This window comes from Enhygromyxa salina (assembly GCF_002994615.1).
GTDB classification, from domain to species: domain Bacteria; phylum Myxococcota_A; class Polyangia; order Nannocystales; family Nannocystaceae; genus Plesiocystis; species Plesiocystis salina_A.
The window spans coordinates 26,564-41,446 of record NZ_PVNK01000268.1; the positions used below are offsets into that span (position 1 = coordinate 26,564).

Consider the following 14,883-nt stretch of genomic DNA (forward strand, 5'->3'; position numbering starts at 1 on the left):
TCTGGACGGGACGGTTTCGCATCGCGGGTTCGCCTCGCTCTGATCGTAGCCTCAGAACCGCGCGATAAACCTCGCCGTGGGACTCCGCGTCCTGCGCCGGGCCGCATCGACCTCTGGGTCCGGGACGGATCCGGACGGGGAGTCGTTCTCGTCGGCCGGCCCGGCCGAGCCCGAGTTGGCCCTCCGTGCACGTTTGAGTCACAACCTCGCGCCAATTTTCGACCACCGAAGCCCAAAAATCCAAGCGACCCACCGCTCGACTCGTAGCTCAACCCCGCCGAACCAAAACACGACGGCGGAATGACTCGCGCGACCCCGCCATCACTCAATTGTCCGCCCGCTACGGAGCCTGCCCGGCCACGCTGACCCCCGCGAAGCGCCGCAGCCAGTACGTGCCCGCAGGAAACACTGCCGGTTTCCCGGCGAGCAGCAACGCCCTCGCCTCCGCATACTGTCGCTCCCACTCACGGTCTCGCGCGATCTCCACCCGCACCCGCCCTTTGCTCGAGGCCGCATGCTTGGGCGCGACCGTGAACCGCTCCTCGACGCTCTTGGCCACACAGCTCCAGCGCTGCCGGGCAAGCTTGCGCAGTCCCATGAACCGCCGCCCTCGCCGACGCATGCTTCGGTGGATCTCGAGCTCGCGCTCGCGGACCGCTTCCATCAACTTGGCATAGAGCGCGTCGTCGTCGAGCTCTGGAAAGATCGGCGGCCGGACCAAGGTCAGCGACACTTCCTCGGGCATGTCGCCGGCTTCGTCAAAGAACCAATCAGGCCGCCTGAAGGTCCGGGTCTCGCCGAAGCGCCAGCCGATCGTGGTGAACCCCGGCCACTGCCGCGACCACTTGACGAGCCCCGCCTTGACGGGGTTGGTGAGCGTGTAGACGAGGTCCATCAGCGCCTCGTCGTCACTCGATCGACCGGTATCGCAGGGATCGTCGCCGCTCCACACGCTGTCGAATCGGCCCAATCGGGCGTTGCGGGCACGGGCCACCACACTGTGGAGTTGTTGCTTGAACGGGACCAGGTTGGCATCGGGGTCGGTCACGTCCGTGTGGTGGTGGTCGGACATCCACAGGCTCGCGTGGACTTGAATGCCATAGCGTTCAGCGTTGTGAGCGAGGCAATAGCCGATGAAGTTGGCGAGCTCCGCTGGATGAGCGCCCGGCGCGAACAGCATCATTCGGCCGATGCAGCGGCGGTTGATCTTGTAGCGACGGCCGGCGTAGATCGGCCGCGCGCGGACACGTTCGTAGCCACGCGCGGCGCCTCGGGCGCGGTTGGTCTCCCGACGGTCGGCGCTGGCTTGCTTGTGCGCGGACGTGGCCACGCAGAGGTCATCGGCCCGCGGACGGCCTTGTTGCGGAGTTTCTGATCATTTCTGCGCGGGGTGGCCCGTCTTGGAGGAGCCTCTGATCCAACGACCGAATCGGTGACTCGGAGTCCGGCTCTCTCTCTCGGAGTCCGGCTCTCTCTCTTTCCCAGGAGAGTCGAGAAGCGATGACCGCTTGCGATCATCGGCGCTCGCGTGGGCATACTGCGCAAGGTCGTAAATCCCTCCCAAGCTCGCCTATGGCCTAAAGGAGCACAAGAAGATCCCGGCGAATTCGACCCTGTTCTTCTACTCCCGGTCATGGGAGCCGCGAGCCCGAGCCCGAGCCCGAGCCCAAGTGAGCGGCCAGGAAAACGCGCTTGATCTCCGAGCTACCCGGCGCCTATGACAACGGTGTGCTATCCTTGAAGGCTTCATTTCCCCGCGCCGCCAGTGCTCTGAGCCTGACTCTCGCAGCTGCTCTTTGTTTGGCTGCATGTCGGATGGAGGCGCCGCCCATGTCCCCCGCAGCTGAACAAGAGCGGGACGGGGCCATCGAGTCCGCGAAGCAGGTGCGGCGAGACGCCGAAGCTCTCGATGAGGAGGAGGAGCGCCTCGAGACAGCGCGCCGTGGCATCGCTGCGGAGCTCGATGCGGTTCAGCTTCTACACGTCGAGGCTGTGCAGCAACACGAGCAAGACTCCGCACGATTCGCTCGCTACAAGGACGCGCTCGCCCAGGCGAAGACGATCAGCACCGAGGAGTGTGAGTCTCTGGACGAGACTCCGCTCTCGACCCTCACCACCCTCTACGAGGAGCTCGCCCAATTCGAGCGCGAATCCGCTCGTGACGAGGCCATCGAGCAGCTCGAGTCCTGCCGCAAGAAGACAGCCCAGCGGATGAAGAAGTTGGCGCGCTCCGGCCCTTCGGACTCGGAGATCAAGCAGGCGATCATCCAGGACTCGATCTCGCGGACCCCAGGGAACTGCCCTTGCCCCTACCACGCGGCCAGCAACGGCAGCCGCTGCGGTCGGCGGAGCGCGTACAGCAAGTACGGGGGCGAGTACGTGACCTGCTACGCGCAGCAGGTCTCGAATGAAGAGGTCCAGGAATACCGCTCGCGCTTGGTCGCAGACCCCCTGCTCATGCGACAGGACGATTTTGCAGATCCGTGGACGACCGCCGCGGGAGACAGGCCCGTTCCGGTCGAGCCGAGCCCCGTCCCACCGATGGCTCCGGAGATGGGTGCTCGTGTTGCAGAGCTCGAGGCAGAGATCCAGAAGGTCGATGTCGAGCTCGCTGCGCTGTCCGCGAAGAAGACCGATTTACTGGGGAAGGTGGGAAGCGCCGAGGGAGAGCTCGCGCGCCTGGACCAGCGAGAGCTGAAGCGCCAGCGTCAGTGGCACGCGCGCGCAAAGCAGCACGCCCAAAACACGCAGGTCGCTGGCGTCGTCCTCCTGATCACGGGGGTCCTGGGGGCCGTCGCCGGGGCCTACGGCTACTATGAGCAACCGACCACCCGGACCGCCCTCGCGCAGGAGCGTGACGCCCAGGCGCTGAACGAAGAGCTCGGCCTGCCGACGGACACGAGCAAGGTCCAAGATCTCGAGGATCAGCTCGCTCGCCAAGAGACCCTCGGGCCCGTCGGCCTCGCCGTTGGCATCCCGCTGATCACGCTCGGGGTGCTGTTCATCTTCGCGGCTGACAAGCGCAAGAAGACCCTCGAGCGCATGAGCCTCTCCGCCGGCCGGCTGCAATGGCGCTTCTGAGCGCGGAGATCACACACTCGACCGGTATCGCAGGGATCGTCGCCGCTCCACACGCTGTCGAATCGGCCCAATCGGGCGTTGCGGGCACGGGCCACCACACTGTGGAGTTGTTGCTTGAACGGGACCAGGTTGGCATCGGGGTCGGTCACGTCCGTGTGGTGGTGGTCGGACATCCACAGGCTCGCGTGGACTTGAATGCCATAGCGTTCAGCGTTGTGAGCGAGGCAATAGCCGATGAAGTTGGCGAGCTCCGCTGGATGAGCGCCCGGCGCGAACAGCATCATTCGGCCGATGCAGCGGCGGTTTAGATCTGCCCCAGTTTGAAGGACACCTCCGGAAGAGGGAAACTGGAGGACAATCACGTGCCACGCAAAAAGCGCAGGACATTTACAAAGCATCAGAAGCAGGAGGCAGTCGAGATCTGCCTCCGGTCAACCAAGCCGATCGCCCAGGTCGCACGAGATCTCGACCTCCCCGAGAACTCCCTGCGGGTCTGGGTGAAGCAGGCCAAGATCGACGAGGCTGGCCCTCGCGAAGACGGCCCACTGACCACCGAAGAGCAGGAAGAGCTCAGGCGCCTTCGGAGGGAAAATCGCGAGCTGAAGATGGAGCGCGATTTCCTAAAAAAAGCCGCGGCCTTCTTCGCCAAGGACAGCTCGTAGCGGCTGAGGCCTACGAGCTGATCCAGGCAGAGAAGGCCAACTTCCCAGTCAGCACCATATGCAAGGTCCTCGGGGTCTCGAGGTCAGGCTTCTACGCCTGGCAGAAGCGAGAGCCGTCGAAGCGGGCCAAGGACAACGAGGAGCTGAGCGCCAAGATCGTCGAGATCTTCGACGCGAGCCTCGGAGCCGGCGACCAGCCCCAGACGCACCTCACGACGCGACTCCAACCGGATCGCCGCGCTAGCAGCCCGGGCTGCTAGCACCCCGGGCTGCTAGCGCTTCTTGGCCTTGGCGTCTTTGTTGCCGCGTCCACGACCGCGGACGACCAGGCGCACGGGGATGCCCCGAAGATGCCAGCGCGTGCGGATCCGTCGGATCAGGTAGCGCTCGTAGTCGGGCCCGAGGCAGCGCCCGTGGTTGGCCGAGATCACGATCAGCGGGGGCTCGCTGTCGGCCTGGGTCGCGAAGTAGAGCCGCACGGGCTTGGCCCGCCACATCGGCGGGCTGTGGTCGGCGACCGCAGCCTGCAGCTCCTGGTTGAGCGCAGCGGTCGGGATCCGCTTTTGCAGCGCCGCGGCGGTCCGGACCGACGCGTCGAGCAGCTCGTCGAGGTTGAAGGAGCGGCCCTCGCCGCGGTCGCGGCCCTCGCCGACGACCGAGGTCTTGACGATCCACGGCCGCTCGAGAAACGCGAGCGACTCCTGGGTGTGGCGCAGACGGTCGCGCGCGAGCTTGGCGTCCTTGGTCACGCGGTCCCACTTGTGCAGCGCCACGACCACGCCCTTGCCGCGAATGAAGGCCATCCGCGCCAGGCGCTGATCCTGATCGGTCACGCCCTCGGTCGCGTCGATGACCAGGACCACGACCTGGGTCCGCTCCATCGTGCGGATCGACTTGATCGCCGCGAGCTTCTCCATCGCCCGCGCGACCTGCTTGCGCCTGCGCAAGCCGGCGGTGTCGGTCAACACGAGGTCGCGGTCCTTGTACTTGAAGGGCAGGTAGATCGGATCCCGCGTGGTCCCCGGCTGCTCGGACACGATCACTCGCTGCTCACGCATCAGGGTGTTGATCAGCGTGGACTTGCCGGCGTTGGGGCGGCCGATGAAGGCCAGGCGGGTGCCCGGGGGGATCGGCACGGGCGCGACCTCGGTCGCGGCCGGCAGGCGCTCGAGCAGCGCGTCACAAAAGTCGCCGACGTTGCGCCCGTGGGCGGCCGAGATCGGGTGAACCTCGCCGAGCCCGAGCTCGTGGAGCGCGGCGGCGGCGAGCTCGCGGCGGTCACTGTCGGCCTTGTTGGCCGCGACCAGCACCGGCTTGCCGCTGCGCCGCAGGTGCGCCGCGATCTCGAAGTCGACCGTCGTCGCGCCCTCGAGCGCGTCGAGCACGAACAAGATCAGATCGGCCTCCTCGATCGCAACCTCGGCCTGGCTGCGGATGTCGCCGGGCAGCCCGGTGTCGAGGCTGGGGTCGACGCCACCAGTGTCGACGAGCAAGAAGTGCCGGCCCTCCCACGAGCCGACGCCGTAGAGGCGATCGCGCGTGACCCCGGGCTTGTCCTCGACGATCGCCTCGCGGCGCCCGACGAGGCGGTTGAAGAGCGTCGACTTGCCGACGTTGGGCCGGCCAATGATCGCGACCAGCGGCGCGCTCCCGAACGAAGGGCCACCTTCGTTCGGAGCCTCGGGCATCTCGACCTCGGACATCTCGGACTCAGTCATCAGACCCCTCCCCGCTCACGGCGCCGCCAGCCCGGTAACCGAGGTCGTCGAGCTTCTTGGGATCCTTGGTCCAGCGCGGCGTGACCCGGACCTCGACGAAGAGCTCGCACGGGCGCCCCGTCAGGGCCGAGATGCGCTCGCGGGCGCCCATCGAGATCGCCTTGATCGTCCGGCCCTTGGCCCCGATTACGATGCCCTTTTGGCTCCCGCGCTCGACGTGGATCAGCGCCTCCACGCGGTCGCGCTCGCGCAGCTCCTTGAACTCCGAGATCGTCACGGCCGAGCTGTAGGGCAGCTCCTGCCCGAGGCGCTCGAACAGCACGGCGCGGATCAGCTCGGCTGCGTGCCAGCGCATGCTGCGATCGCTCAGCTGGTCCGGAGCGTAGTAGGCCGGGCCCGCGGGCAGCGCCTGCTCGACCTCCGCCCGCAGCGCCTCGAGCCCGCGCTGGCGCAGCGCGCTGACCGGGACCACCCCGTCGAAGGCGTGGACAGCCTGCCACTTGGAGATGATCGGCAACAGGAGATCGCGCTCGGTCAACAGATCGCACTTGGTCAGGACCAGGACCATGCGCCGCCCGGACTCGGCGAGCTGCGCGACCGCGTCGCGGGCCCCGGGTCCAGGCTCCCAATCGGCCGCCGCGGCCTCGCCCGCAGGGCCCGGGGCAAAGCGCGGGACCTCTGCCAACATCAGGACGAGATCGACCCCTCGCGCGCCACGCAGGGCCTCGTCGACCATGAACTTGTTGAGCGCCGACTTGGGCCGGTGGATGCCGGGCGTGTCGACGAGCACGGCCTGGAAGCGCTCCGTCGTCCAGATCCCGAGCATCCGCTCGCGGGTCGTCTGCGGCAGCTGGGTCGCGACCGCCAGCTCCTCGCCGAGCAGCGCGTTGAGCAGAGTCGACTTCCCGACGTTGGGCCGACCGCACAACGCGACGAAGCCCGAGCGAAAGCCCGCCTCGCTCGACTCGTCACTGGGTCGATCGTCATCCATCGGCGACGGGGTTATTGGCGAAAAGACCAGCCAAGACAAGTCGGCCCCGCCGATCGTGGACTTTGGCGCCCCGTGTTCCTAGACTCGCGGACCGTGGGCGACGAGGGCGACGTGGGCGGCGAGGGCGACGAGGGCGGCGGGCAAGCTCGTGACTGGAGCGCGCTGAGCTTGGCCGCCGGGCTGTTCAGTGTCGCGTGGGCCGTGGCCATCGTGCTTCCCAGCGCCCCCAACCTTCCGGCGTGGCCGGCGGCGAGCGTCGGGATCCTCGCGCTGGTGTTCTCGCGCGCGCCGGGTCGCCCCCTGCTCCGAGCGATCGGCGCATTCCTCGGACTTGGCGGAGTGCTGGTCGGGCTCGGCAAGATCCTGGCCCTCTGGGGCCTGCTCGAGCTGCTGAGTTAGCGCAATTAAAACTGCTCAACCGTTCATGTACTACATGTAGGATATTTGATTTCATTGACGCACACGCCGATAGTCCCCGCATGCAGGAACGGCGCAGTGCGACTCGCATCGACAAGGTCTTCCGAGTTCTGATCGCCACCGAGGAGTTCGGCGACCAGTGGTTTGTGGCGCGCAACATCTCGGCGACGGGCATGTTCGTCGAGATGGCCGAGCCGCTGCCCCTCAAGACCAAGGTCATCGTCCGGTTCTCGTTGCCCGATGACGACGCCGCGATCTGCGCGATGGCCCGGGTTCAGAACCACTATTACGTGCACTACAACGACGGCGACGACCTGCGCGGCCTGACCGGCGTCGGCGTCCGCTTCTTGCGTTTCGTGCCCGAGGCAGGCGCCCCGGTGCCGCGCGACCGGCTCCACTAGCCCTGAATCAAGCGCTGCGCGCTCGACTCAGGCCTTCTAATCTTCAAGGGGCCTTTCAAAAAGGCCCCTCGCTGCGGCGGCAAAGCCCCCTCCGCTCACCCCAAACGCTCGCCTTGCGGCTCGTACTCGCCCTAAATCATTCAGCTTTCTAAATTCAGCGCTTGATTTAGATTCCCCCAGCGACGATCCAAGCTGTTGAAATCACCAGACTAATTTGCCCGACACGACTCGGGAAGCTGCGCTCGGTCGCGGTCCTTGGCCTCCCCTCGGCCTCGGCCGCGACCGCGTCATTTTGTGCGAAAATTTTGGCTTCGAGGGCGAGTCCGCTAGCGGACATGGTCGTGGCTCGCCGCTCCCTCACCCCCGAGCTGTCCGCTCTGCTGGTCGCGAGCACCCTCGGCTGCACCGGGCCGCCGGCCGAGGTCGTGATCGACACCCGGATCGGAGATCGGCAGGCCCAGACCGAGGCCGAGGCCGCGCGCGAGACCCTCGCGGCGCTCGCAGAGGCCGGCGCGCAATGGTGGGCCCTGCGCGACGCTCGCCAGGCCGACGCGACCGAGGTCCAAGCCGGCGATCCGATCGCCTATGAGCCCGCGCCGCCGCGCGAGACGTCGAGCCTCGACGCGCAGCTCCACGCCCTGCGCGAGGGACCAATCGACGAAGTTTCGATGATCACCCGCAACCTCGCCGAGGCCGGGCCCGAGCTGTGGCCGCAGATCTCGACGCTGCTCCTCGCCGAGCGCGAGCGACCCAAACGCGAGTACAAGCAGGTGCTCGGGGTCATCGGCGGCGACGTCCCCAATCGCTATGGCCACTTCTCGCTCCACTGGAAGAAGGCCCACGGCCACGACGTGCGCGTGTCCGAAGACTGGTTCGAGGACCTGCTCGGGCTCGCGCCCGCGCGCATCTCCAAGCCCCTGCGACCGGTCTATCGCGACACCCTGCTGACGGTCGCGCTGCTGCGCGCGGCCGCCGGGATCGCCCAGCGTGAGCCGGCCCTGGTCGGCGAGGTGGTCTCGACCTTGCTCGACGCCGCCTACGTCCACGGGGGGACCTTCCGCGACGAGGTCGGACGCAGCGTCGACGCGATCGGCGACCCGGCGATCTCGCATCTGATGCGCGAGTCCGTCACGCCCGACGACGCCGAGGAAGGTTCGACGGCCGAGCGCCGGGCGGCCTACGCGATCTACTGCCTCGACCGCATGGATCGCCTCCACCCGAGCCGCGCGATCGAGGCCGTCGCCGGGGACCGTCGCCTGCTCGCCGACGTGCTCGGAGCCTACGGCCTCGTCCGCGACGGTGAGGCCGCGCCGCTGCTGCTCGACTGGGTCGACGCCGACGCGCCCGGGGTCCGCCGCGCCGCGCGGGCCTCGTTCGAGGCCTACGTGACCGGGCCGCTCCCGAAGGTCCGGCGCAAGTCGATCCGCCTCCTCGGCGGCCAGACGACCACGCAGCGGGCCGAGCTCAGCTACCGTGAGCACGCGCGGCTGGCGATCCGCGAGCGCCTGAGCGCCTTCGATCCCGAGCTGCTCGAGCCCGAGTGCGAGCTGTGGCAGCCGGGCGGGATCGTCGACCCCAAGTGCGAGGGGCAGCCCGAGCGCCTGTTTCACGCCTACATCGAGCGGATCGACGCGCGCCGATCGTCGCGCCGCGACGCGCTCGTCGCCCGGGCCCTGTCGAGCAGCGATCTGATCGCGGGCGCGGCGATGCTCGACACGCTGTTGACCGACGGCAGCGATCCCGTCGAGCCCGATCTGATCGCCCCCTTCTACGTCGAGGTCGCGGATCGGATCGAGGCCGAGGGTGACCCGACCCGGGCCGCGCAGCTGCTGCGCAAGAGCGCGATCTTGCTGGCCGACGCCGATCCTGTCCGCGCGCGCGAGCTGACCGTCGACGCGCTCGTGCTCGAGGCCCAGGTCGAGGGCATCGATGAAGGCGGGCGCCAGATGCTGCTCGGGACCGCGCGCGACCTCGATCCGGACGGGCCCGCGGTCTCAGCCGCGCTCGGACGGCTCGAGGCCCAACTCGACGAGTCCGGCGGCAGCGCCCGCGAGCGCCTGCGCAACCTCATGCTGATGCTGCTCGCGGCCCTCGGGCTGCTCGCGTGGATCGGCGCCCGTATCCACCGCCCCCGCGAGGCCGAGGGCACCCAGTAGAGGCGCGGGCTCAGTCCGGAGCCGGGAGCCCGTCGAGCCCGGAGCTGCGCGGCGGGCTGCTCGGCGAGATCGACGGCACCTTCTTCGTCGTGCTCTTCTTCTTGGTCGAGGTGCTCTTTTTCTTTGTCTCCGCGGGCTTCGGCTCCTCCGCCGGCTTCGCTTCTTCAGCCGGAGTGGGCTCCGGTGCGGGCTTCGCCTCTTCGGCCGGCGGGGTCTCGCCCGCGGCTTCGGCTGGCACCGCGCCCTCGGCCGGGGCCGCGCCTTCGGCTGGCGCCGCCTCTGCGAGCGCCCCCGCGTCCGCGAGCGGCTCTTCGGGCTCGGCTGCGGCGGGCTCGGCTGGAGCAGCTGCAGCGTCGTCGGCCTGCTCGGCGACGACGTCCTCGTCTTCGGCCGCGCCCCCGTTCCCCAGGAGAAAGAACGCGAGCAGTCCACCGACGACCGCGACCACGATGACCCCGATCATCACGGTCGTGCCGCCGCCACCTTTGAGGTTGCTCTGCTGACGATCCTCGATCCCCGACACCGTCGCGAGCTCGGCGCCGTCTGCAAAGAAGGTCTTGTGCTTGCCTCCGGCGCGGGCCTCTTCGGAGTGCGCGCCCGCGAACTCGTAGACGGTGTTGCCGGCCCCCGCGATGAGCTGATCGTTACTCGACGCGGCCTTCGCAGGCGCTGGCGCTGGCGCTGCTGCAGGCGCGGCCCCAGCCGCGGGTTGGTTGCCATGCATGGCGTGCTGGGCGTGCCCCGGGGCGGTCGGATAGTTTGGGTGCTGGGCCCCGGGCAGCTGAACAGCCACGCCCGGAGGCGACGCGGCCACGTACTGCGGCTGACCGGACGGCGGCCCCCCCTGGACCATGGTCTGTCCTTGGCCCGGCTGCTGGCCACCATGTTGGTTGTTACCTGGCTGGTTCACGGTGCTCCTCGGGCTAGGCGTTCGCCCGGACAGAGTGTGCCACGTCCACGGGCACAAGGTCATGGGTTGGTGCTCGAGTCCGGCTGATGCAAGATTCCCCGGCCGAGCCAAACTCGGCGTCAACGGCGTATGAGCGACCCCCGCCCCCCAGCATCCCGATTCTTGGTCTTCGAGGGCATCGACGGCAGCGGAACGACCACGCAGCGCACGCAGGTTGCCGAGCGACTGCGCGCGCGCGGTCACCGAGTCCACGAGACCCGCGAGCCGTCCGACGGAAGGATCGGCGCGCTGACCCGTGGGCTGCTCGCGGGTGTCCCCGGCCATCCCCGGACGATCGACGCCGCCGGGCTCGCGCTGCTCTTCGCTGCCGACCGACTCGAGCATCTCGCGCGGGAGATCGAGCCCGCCCTCGACCGGGGGGAGATCGTCATCTGCGATCGCTACGTCGTCTCGTCCTGGGTCTACCAGTCGCTGGAGTGTGACCCCGACTGGGTCCGCACGATCAACGAGCACGCGCGCTGGCCCGACCTCACCTTCGTGTTTGACGTGAGCGCCGAGATCGCGCTGGCGCGGGTTGCTGCTCGCCGCGACGCGACCGGAGAGGTGATCGAGCGGTTCGACGTGCCCGAGACGCAGCGGCGCCTCGCGCACGGCTACACCGCGATGCTCGACGAAGATCTCCCGGGCCTCGTGCGCATCGACGCGACCGAGCCGATCGACACGGTGACCGAGTCGATCCTCAGCCGCTGCCTCGCCGCTGGGCTCTAGCAGCCCGGGCTGCTAGGCCAGATCCCCTTGAAGGCCGAGAGCAGCACCACAAATTTGCGGGTCGTGCCCTGGCGGTCGAAGGTGGGCGCATGCGCGCTCGCTCGGTCCCGCTGCTCATGCTCCTCGTGTTGGGCTGTCGGCCCTCCACGGACGCCAACTCCACGCCCGAGGAGTCGCGGATCGACGAGCCTCGGGACGGGCGCGAGGCCTCGAAGCCGACGCCCGAGCGCACGCCACGACCCGCGGGGGCGATCTTTCGCAGCGAGCTGATTCGAGCGACACAAGGAGGCTCTCCGCCCTACCTGATGGCGCAGATCGGGCCCGAGCCCTACCGCCCCCAAGGTCGCTTCGAGGGCTGGGTGATCACGCGGGTCTGGCCCGGAGATCCCGAGCTGTGCGCGCCAGGTTGCGACCTGCGCACCGGTGACATCATCTTGAGCGTCAACGGTCTGAAGCTCGAGACCCCCGAGGAGCTCAGCAACCTGCTCGAGCGGATCGACGAGATCGAGTCGATCGACCTGACTGGGATCCGCGATGGGGAGTTCTTCGAGCGCAGCCATCCGGTGCTCCCGGATCCCGTGCTGCCGGAGTGACGCGTAGCGGCGGAGTCAGACGGACTCGTCTTCGTATTCCTCGGCCGGCGGAACCTGCTCCCCCTCGGCCGGCTGAGCGTACTGCTGCTCTGCCTCGGCGTACTGCTGGCCCTCAGCGTACTGCTGGCCTTCCGCGTACTGCTGGCCCTCAGCGTACTGCTGGCCCTCAGCGTACTCTTGGCCCTCCGCGTACTGCTGGCCCTCAGCGTACTCTTGGCCCTCGACGTACTGCTGACCTGCCTCGGCGGGCTCTTGGCCTTCAGCGTACTGCTGACCCTCGGCGTACTCCTGCCCCTCAGCGTACTCTTGGCCTTCAGCGTACTGCTGACCCTCGGCGTACTCCTGACCCTCGGCGTACTCCTGCCCTTCAGCGTACTCCTGAACCTCGGCGTACTCCTGACCCTCGGCGTGCTCGCTCTGGGCGTACTCACCCTCGCCGTACTGGCCCTCGTCGAGACCGACGACACCGGACTCGAACTCCTCGACGACCTCGGGCGCGCCGGCGTCGGGCGTTGGGGGCAGGCTCGGCGCGCTCGGGCGCGCGCCCGCCTTCCAGTCGGCAATGGTCTGGACGAGGATCTCGTAGGCGATCATCGCAGCCATCCTATCAGAGCGCTCAGGTCAGAGCGACGACGGCGACGACGACGACGATCACCACCACGACGGCGATCCCAACGAACACGCCAACCTTGCTCTTTTCTTGCACCACCGTGGCCGGGCTGGCTTGAACCGGGACCTGAGGCTGCTGGGGGCCAGCGCCGCCGGTCTCGACCGCAGGCGTCGCCGGGACCGACGCGGGCACGGTGTGTCCTTGCTGGTGCTCCGGCTGGTGGTCCGGCGCCGGAATGTGGGGCGCCTCATCCATGACCATCGTCCGCTTGTTGGCCAGATCGGGCGTCTGGGCGGCGTGCTCGGCAGTGTCAGCCATCGCGGGCGCGGGCTCGGGCGCGGGTTCGTCGGCGGTCGACTGGGCCTGATGCTCGGGCGCGTCGGCGGTCGGCTGGGCCTGCTGCTCGGTCGTGACCGCGAGATCGTCGGGCTCGGGCTGCCCGGGCACCGCCGGCTGCTTCTCCATGAAGACGGTCCACCCCTTGGCGTCGGACGCTCCGCTCGCGGGCGCCGCGGGGGCCGCGACCTCCTGGGGCTGAGGCTGCGCGGACTCGGGGCTCTCGGCGGGCGCGGGGGCGTCGGGCGCCTCCCCTTCACCGGGCACCTGCGCCTCCATGAACATCGTCCAACCTCGGGTCGACGGCGCCTTGCTGGTCCCTGCCGGCTGTGGCGGCTGGGCGGGCTCGACCGGGGCCGGTGAGGGCGCGGGGGCAGGCTCGGGAGCGGCCGCCTGGCCACCGGAGTCTGCTCCGCCCTCGGCCTCCATGAACATCGTCCAACCCCGCGTCGAGGGCTTCGAAGGCTGTGGTGCTGCTGGCGACGGCGCCGGCACACTCGGTGACGGGGCGGGCGCGGCCGTCGAGGGCGCGGCGGGTGCGGGCACAGCGGGGCTGGCCGCAGCGGGGCCGGCGGGCGCGCCCTCTTCCGCTTCCATGAACATCGTCCATCCCCGCGTCGACGGCTTCGCCCCGGCGGGCTCCGGCGCGCTGGGTGCCGCAGCAGGCTGAGTCGGCGCGGCTGGCTGGGCTGCCACGGCCGGCTGAGCTGGGGCTGGGGCGGCGGGCTCCGGGGTCCCAGGTGCCGCCGGAGCAGCTTCCTCGGCCTCCATGAACATCGTCCAACCCCGCGTCGAGGGCTTCGCCGCCGCGGGGGCGGGCGCGGCTGGCTGCGAGGGCGCGGGCGCGGGCGCGGCCGCTGCGGGGCTGGCGGGGCTCGCCACGGCCGCCCCAGGTGCAGCCTCCTCGGCCTCCATGAACATCGTCCAACCCCGCGTCGAGGGCTTCGCCGCGGGCGCGGGGGCGGCCGGTGCAGGGCTGCTCGGCGCGGGTGCGGGGGCCGCCGCCGGACTGGGCTCCGCCTCCTGTGCGGCCATGAAGGTGGTCCAGCCCCGGGTCGAGGGCGCCGCTCCTCCGGCCGCCGCGGCCCCGGGTCCAGCCCCCTCCTCGGCCAGCTTGGCCAAGCTGGCGAGGAACTGCTTGAGCATCATTGGCCGCATGCGCGCGTCCTTGCTCAGCGCGCGCTTGAGGACGGTGTCGACGCCGGCCGCCTCGCGGTTGGCGTGGAGATCGAGCTGCTCCTCCGGGCTACCGCTGAACAGCGGCTGGCCCGTCAGCAACGCGTGGGCCATGGCCGCGAGGTTGTAGATGAGCGTGCGCTGATCGACGACCTTCCCGGTGACCTGCTCGGGCGCGATCGCGTCGAGCGAACCGTAAGCCGCCCCGCCCTGGGGCTCACCGACGGCGAAGCTCGTGATCTTGAGACCGGCGGGGGTGCCAAACACGACGCCGGCGCCGAGGTTCCGGTGGATGACGCCGACCTTCTGCGCGGCCAACAAGCCCTTGCCGATCGCATCCATGGCCGCGCCGACCTCGGCACGCGAGAGCTGACCGACCGCGCTGAGCGGACCGCCGTCGACGACCTCGGTGACTTCATAGATGCCACCGTCGTCGAGCTTGCCGGAGCCGAGGACCTTCGCTACCTGCGGCGCGGCGACGCCCTGCAGCTGCCTCAGCTCCCGCAAGGATCGCTCGCGAATCAGCGCCGAGGAGAAGCAGGCGGGCGCGTAGACCGTGAGGTGGACATCGGCGCCGTTCGCATCTTTGGCGGCGTAGGTGGCCGCGCCCGAGCGCGCGCGCACCTTCGCGCCGATGGGGTGGCCGTCGATGACGGTTCCTGGGGAGAGCTCAGGCGAAGGTGTCGGCATTGCTTGCTCCGCCGCCGATGGTCACCGACGGTTTGCGCGAGCAGACTACGCGCTGCCCGTGCGCCGGATCAAGCCATCGACGAGTCCCCGTGCGCGCGCGCGCAAACGCGAAGACCCGCACGTAGGCGGGTCTTCTATCGGCGAGATCGCGCCGGACGTCGACGTCGGCGCTCGCCTACTCGGACTTGGGCGCGGGCTCGCCCGGATCGCCGCAGCCCGCGAACAGCTCGTCGTAGGACGTCGTGCTGCGGCGGCTCTGCTCGACCTTCCGTTGGTGGCCGGCGTTCTTGTGGCGACGCTTGCGCTTGCGCCGGACGATGTTGGTATCGGAGGCCATGCTGTGCTCGCTTTCTCGCTCCGCCGACGAGCATTGA

14 protein-coding genes are annotated in these 14,883 nt (G+C 69.1%); 7 read left to right on the top strand and 7 right to left on the bottom strand.

The features are described 5' to 3' along the window. Nucleotides 1–340: 340 nt before the first annotated feature. Nucleotides 341–1,183: a hypothetical protein gene (locus ENSA5_RS30885; RefSeq protein WP_146156287.1), complete on the bottom strand. Its 843-nt coding sequence runs from the start codon at nucleotides 1,181–1,183 to the stop codon at nucleotides 341–343. Between the two features lie 647 nt (nucleotides 1,184–1,830). Between ENSA5_RS30885 and ENSA5_RS30890 the strand changes: the two genes are divergently transcribed. Both ENSA5_RS30890 and ENSA5_RS30900 read left to right on the top strand, forming a co-directional pair. Then, complete coding sequence (locus ENSA5_RS30890; protein ID WP_181198328.1) at nucleotides 1,831–3,081, top strand: hypothetical protein; 1,251 nt, start codon at nucleotides 1,831–1,833, stop codon at nucleotides 3,079–3,081. A 320-nt stretch (nucleotides 3,082–3,401) separates the two neighbouring features. Further along, nucleotides 3,402–3,743 (top strand): transposase, encoded by a 342-nt coding sequence (locus ENSA5_RS30900; protein WP_181198329.1) that lies wholly within the window; start codon nucleotides 3,402–3,404, stop codon nucleotides 3,741–3,743. Nucleotides 3,744–4,015: 272 nt separating this feature from the next. On the opposite strand, the gene der is transcribed toward ENSA5_RS30900, so the two are convergent. Beyond that, nucleotides 4,016–5,461: a ribosome biogenesis GTPase Der gene (gene der / locus ENSA5_RS30905; protein WP_106395312.1), complete on the bottom strand. Its 1,446-nt coding sequence runs from the start codon at nucleotides 5,459–5,461 to the stop codon at nucleotides 4,016–4,018. Next, on the bottom strand, nucleotides 5,454–6,452 hold the full coding sequence (gene era, locus ENSA5_RS30910) for a GTPase Era (protein ID WP_106395313.1): 999 nt from the start codon (nucleotides 6,450–6,452) through the stop codon (nucleotides 5,454–5,456). Before era ends, der begins: the two co-directional genes overlap by 8 nt. A 93-nt stretch (nucleotides 6,453–6,545) precedes the next feature. Here era and ENSA5_RS30915 point away from each other — a divergent pair, with 93 nt between their 5' ends. The 3 genes from ENSA5_RS30915 to ENSA5_RS30925 all read left to right on the top strand — a co-directional run bounded on the left by ENSA5_RS30915 (nucleotide 6,546) and on the right by ENSA5_RS30925 (nucleotide 9,426). Further along, complete coding sequence (locus tag ENSA5_RS30915; RefSeq protein WP_106395314.1) at nucleotides 6,546–6,851, top strand: hypothetical protein; 306 nt, start codon at nucleotides 6,546–6,548, stop codon at nucleotides 6,849–6,851. A gap of 80 nt (nucleotides 6,852–6,931) precedes the next feature. Next, nucleotides 6,932–7,270 (top strand): PilZ domain-containing protein, encoded by a 339-nt coding sequence (locus ENSA5_RS30920; RefSeq protein ID WP_106395315.1) that lies wholly within the window; start codon nucleotides 6,932–6,934, stop codon nucleotides 7,268–7,270. A gap of 341 nt (nucleotides 7,271–7,611) precedes the next feature. Then, a complete protein-coding gene (locus ENSA5_RS30925; RefSeq protein ID WP_146156290.1) occupies nucleotides 7,612–9,426 on the top strand; it encodes a hypothetical protein in 1,815 nt (604 codons plus the stop codon). Nucleotides 9,427–9,436: 10 nt separating this feature from the next. Here the strand turns inward: ENSA5_RS30925 and ENSA5_RS36545 are convergent, their stop codons facing one another. Continuing rightward, nucleotides 9,437–10,336, bottom strand: coding sequence for a hypothetical protein (locus ENSA5_RS36545; protein WP_146156291.1), 900 nt, complete (start codon nucleotides 10,334–10,336; stop codon nucleotides 9,437–9,439). A gap of 162 nt (nucleotides 10,337–10,498) precedes the next feature. Here ENSA5_RS36545 and tmk point away from each other — a divergent pair, with 162 nt between their 5' ends. Beyond that, complete coding sequence (gene tmk / locus ENSA5_RS30935; RefSeq protein ID WP_181198330.1) at nucleotides 10,499–11,104, top strand: dTMP kinase; 606 nt, start codon at nucleotides 10,499–10,501, stop codon at nucleotides 11,102–11,104. Between the two features lie 89 nt (nucleotides 11,105–11,193). Further along, nucleotides 11,194–11,697: a hypothetical protein gene (locus ENSA5_RS30940; protein WP_106395319.1), complete on the top strand. Its 504-nt coding sequence runs from the start codon at nucleotides 11,194–11,196 to the stop codon at nucleotides 11,695–11,697. A gap of 15 nt (nucleotides 11,698–11,712) precedes the next feature. Here the strand turns inward: ENSA5_RS30940 and ENSA5_RS30945 are convergent, their stop codons facing one another. The 3 genes from ENSA5_RS30945 to ENSA5_RS38560 all read right to left on the bottom strand — a co-directional run bounded on the left by ENSA5_RS30945 (nucleotide 11,713) and on the right by ENSA5_RS38560 (nucleotide 14,846). Next, a complete protein-coding gene (locus ENSA5_RS30945; RefSeq protein WP_146156292.1) occupies nucleotides 11,713–12,291 on the bottom strand; it encodes a hypothetical protein in 579 nt (192 codons plus the stop codon). A gap of 22 nt (nucleotides 12,292–12,313) precedes the next feature. Then, nucleotides 12,314–14,443, bottom strand: a complete 2,130-nt coding sequence (locus ENSA5_RS39610; protein WP_106395321.1) for a protein kinase family protein — start codon at nucleotides 14,441–14,443, stop codon at nucleotides 12,314–12,316. A gap of 241 nt (nucleotides 14,444–14,684) precedes the next feature. Continuing rightward, a complete protein-coding gene (locus ENSA5_RS38560; RefSeq protein ID WP_181198331.1) occupies nucleotides 14,685–14,846 on the bottom strand; it encodes a hypothetical protein in 162 nt (53 codons plus the stop codon). Between the last annotated feature and the right edge of the window lie 37 nt (nucleotides 14,847–14,883).

Excerpts from the sequence above, each read along its gene's own strand:
- era (WP_106395313.1), bottom strand. The coding sequence starts at position 6,452 with ATGGATGACGATCGACCCAGTGACGAGTCGAGCGAGGCGGGCTTTCGC.
- ENSA5_RS30945 (WP_146156292.1), bottom strand. The coding sequence starts at position 12,291 with ATGATCGCCTACGAGATCCTCGTCCAGACCATTGCCGACTGGAAGGCG.
- der (WP_106395312.1), bottom strand. The coding sequence starts at position 5,461 with ATGACTGAGTCCGAGATGTCCGAGGTCGAGATGCCCGAGGCTCCGAAC.
- ENSA5_RS38560 (WP_181198331.1), bottom strand. The coding sequence starts at position 14,846 with ATGGCCTCCGATACCAACATCGTCCGGCGCAAGCGCAAGCGTCGCCAC.
- ENSA5_RS30940 (WP_106395319.1), top strand. The coding sequence starts at position 11,194 with ATGCGCGCTCGCTCGGTCCCGCTGCTCATGCTCCTCGTGTTGGGCTGT.
- ENSA5_RS30920 (WP_106395315.1), top strand. The coding sequence starts at position 6,932 with ATGCAGGAACGGCGCAGTGCGACTCGCATCGACAAGGTCTTCCGAGTT.
- ENSA5_RS30885 (WP_146156287.1), bottom strand. The coding sequence starts at position 1,183 with ATGATGCTGTTCGCGCCGGGCGCTCATCCAGCGGAGCTCGCCAACTTC.
- ENSA5_RS30890 (WP_181198328.1), top strand. The coding sequence starts at position 1,831 with ATGTCCCCCGCAGCTGAACAAGAGCGGGACGGGGCCATCGAGTCCGCG.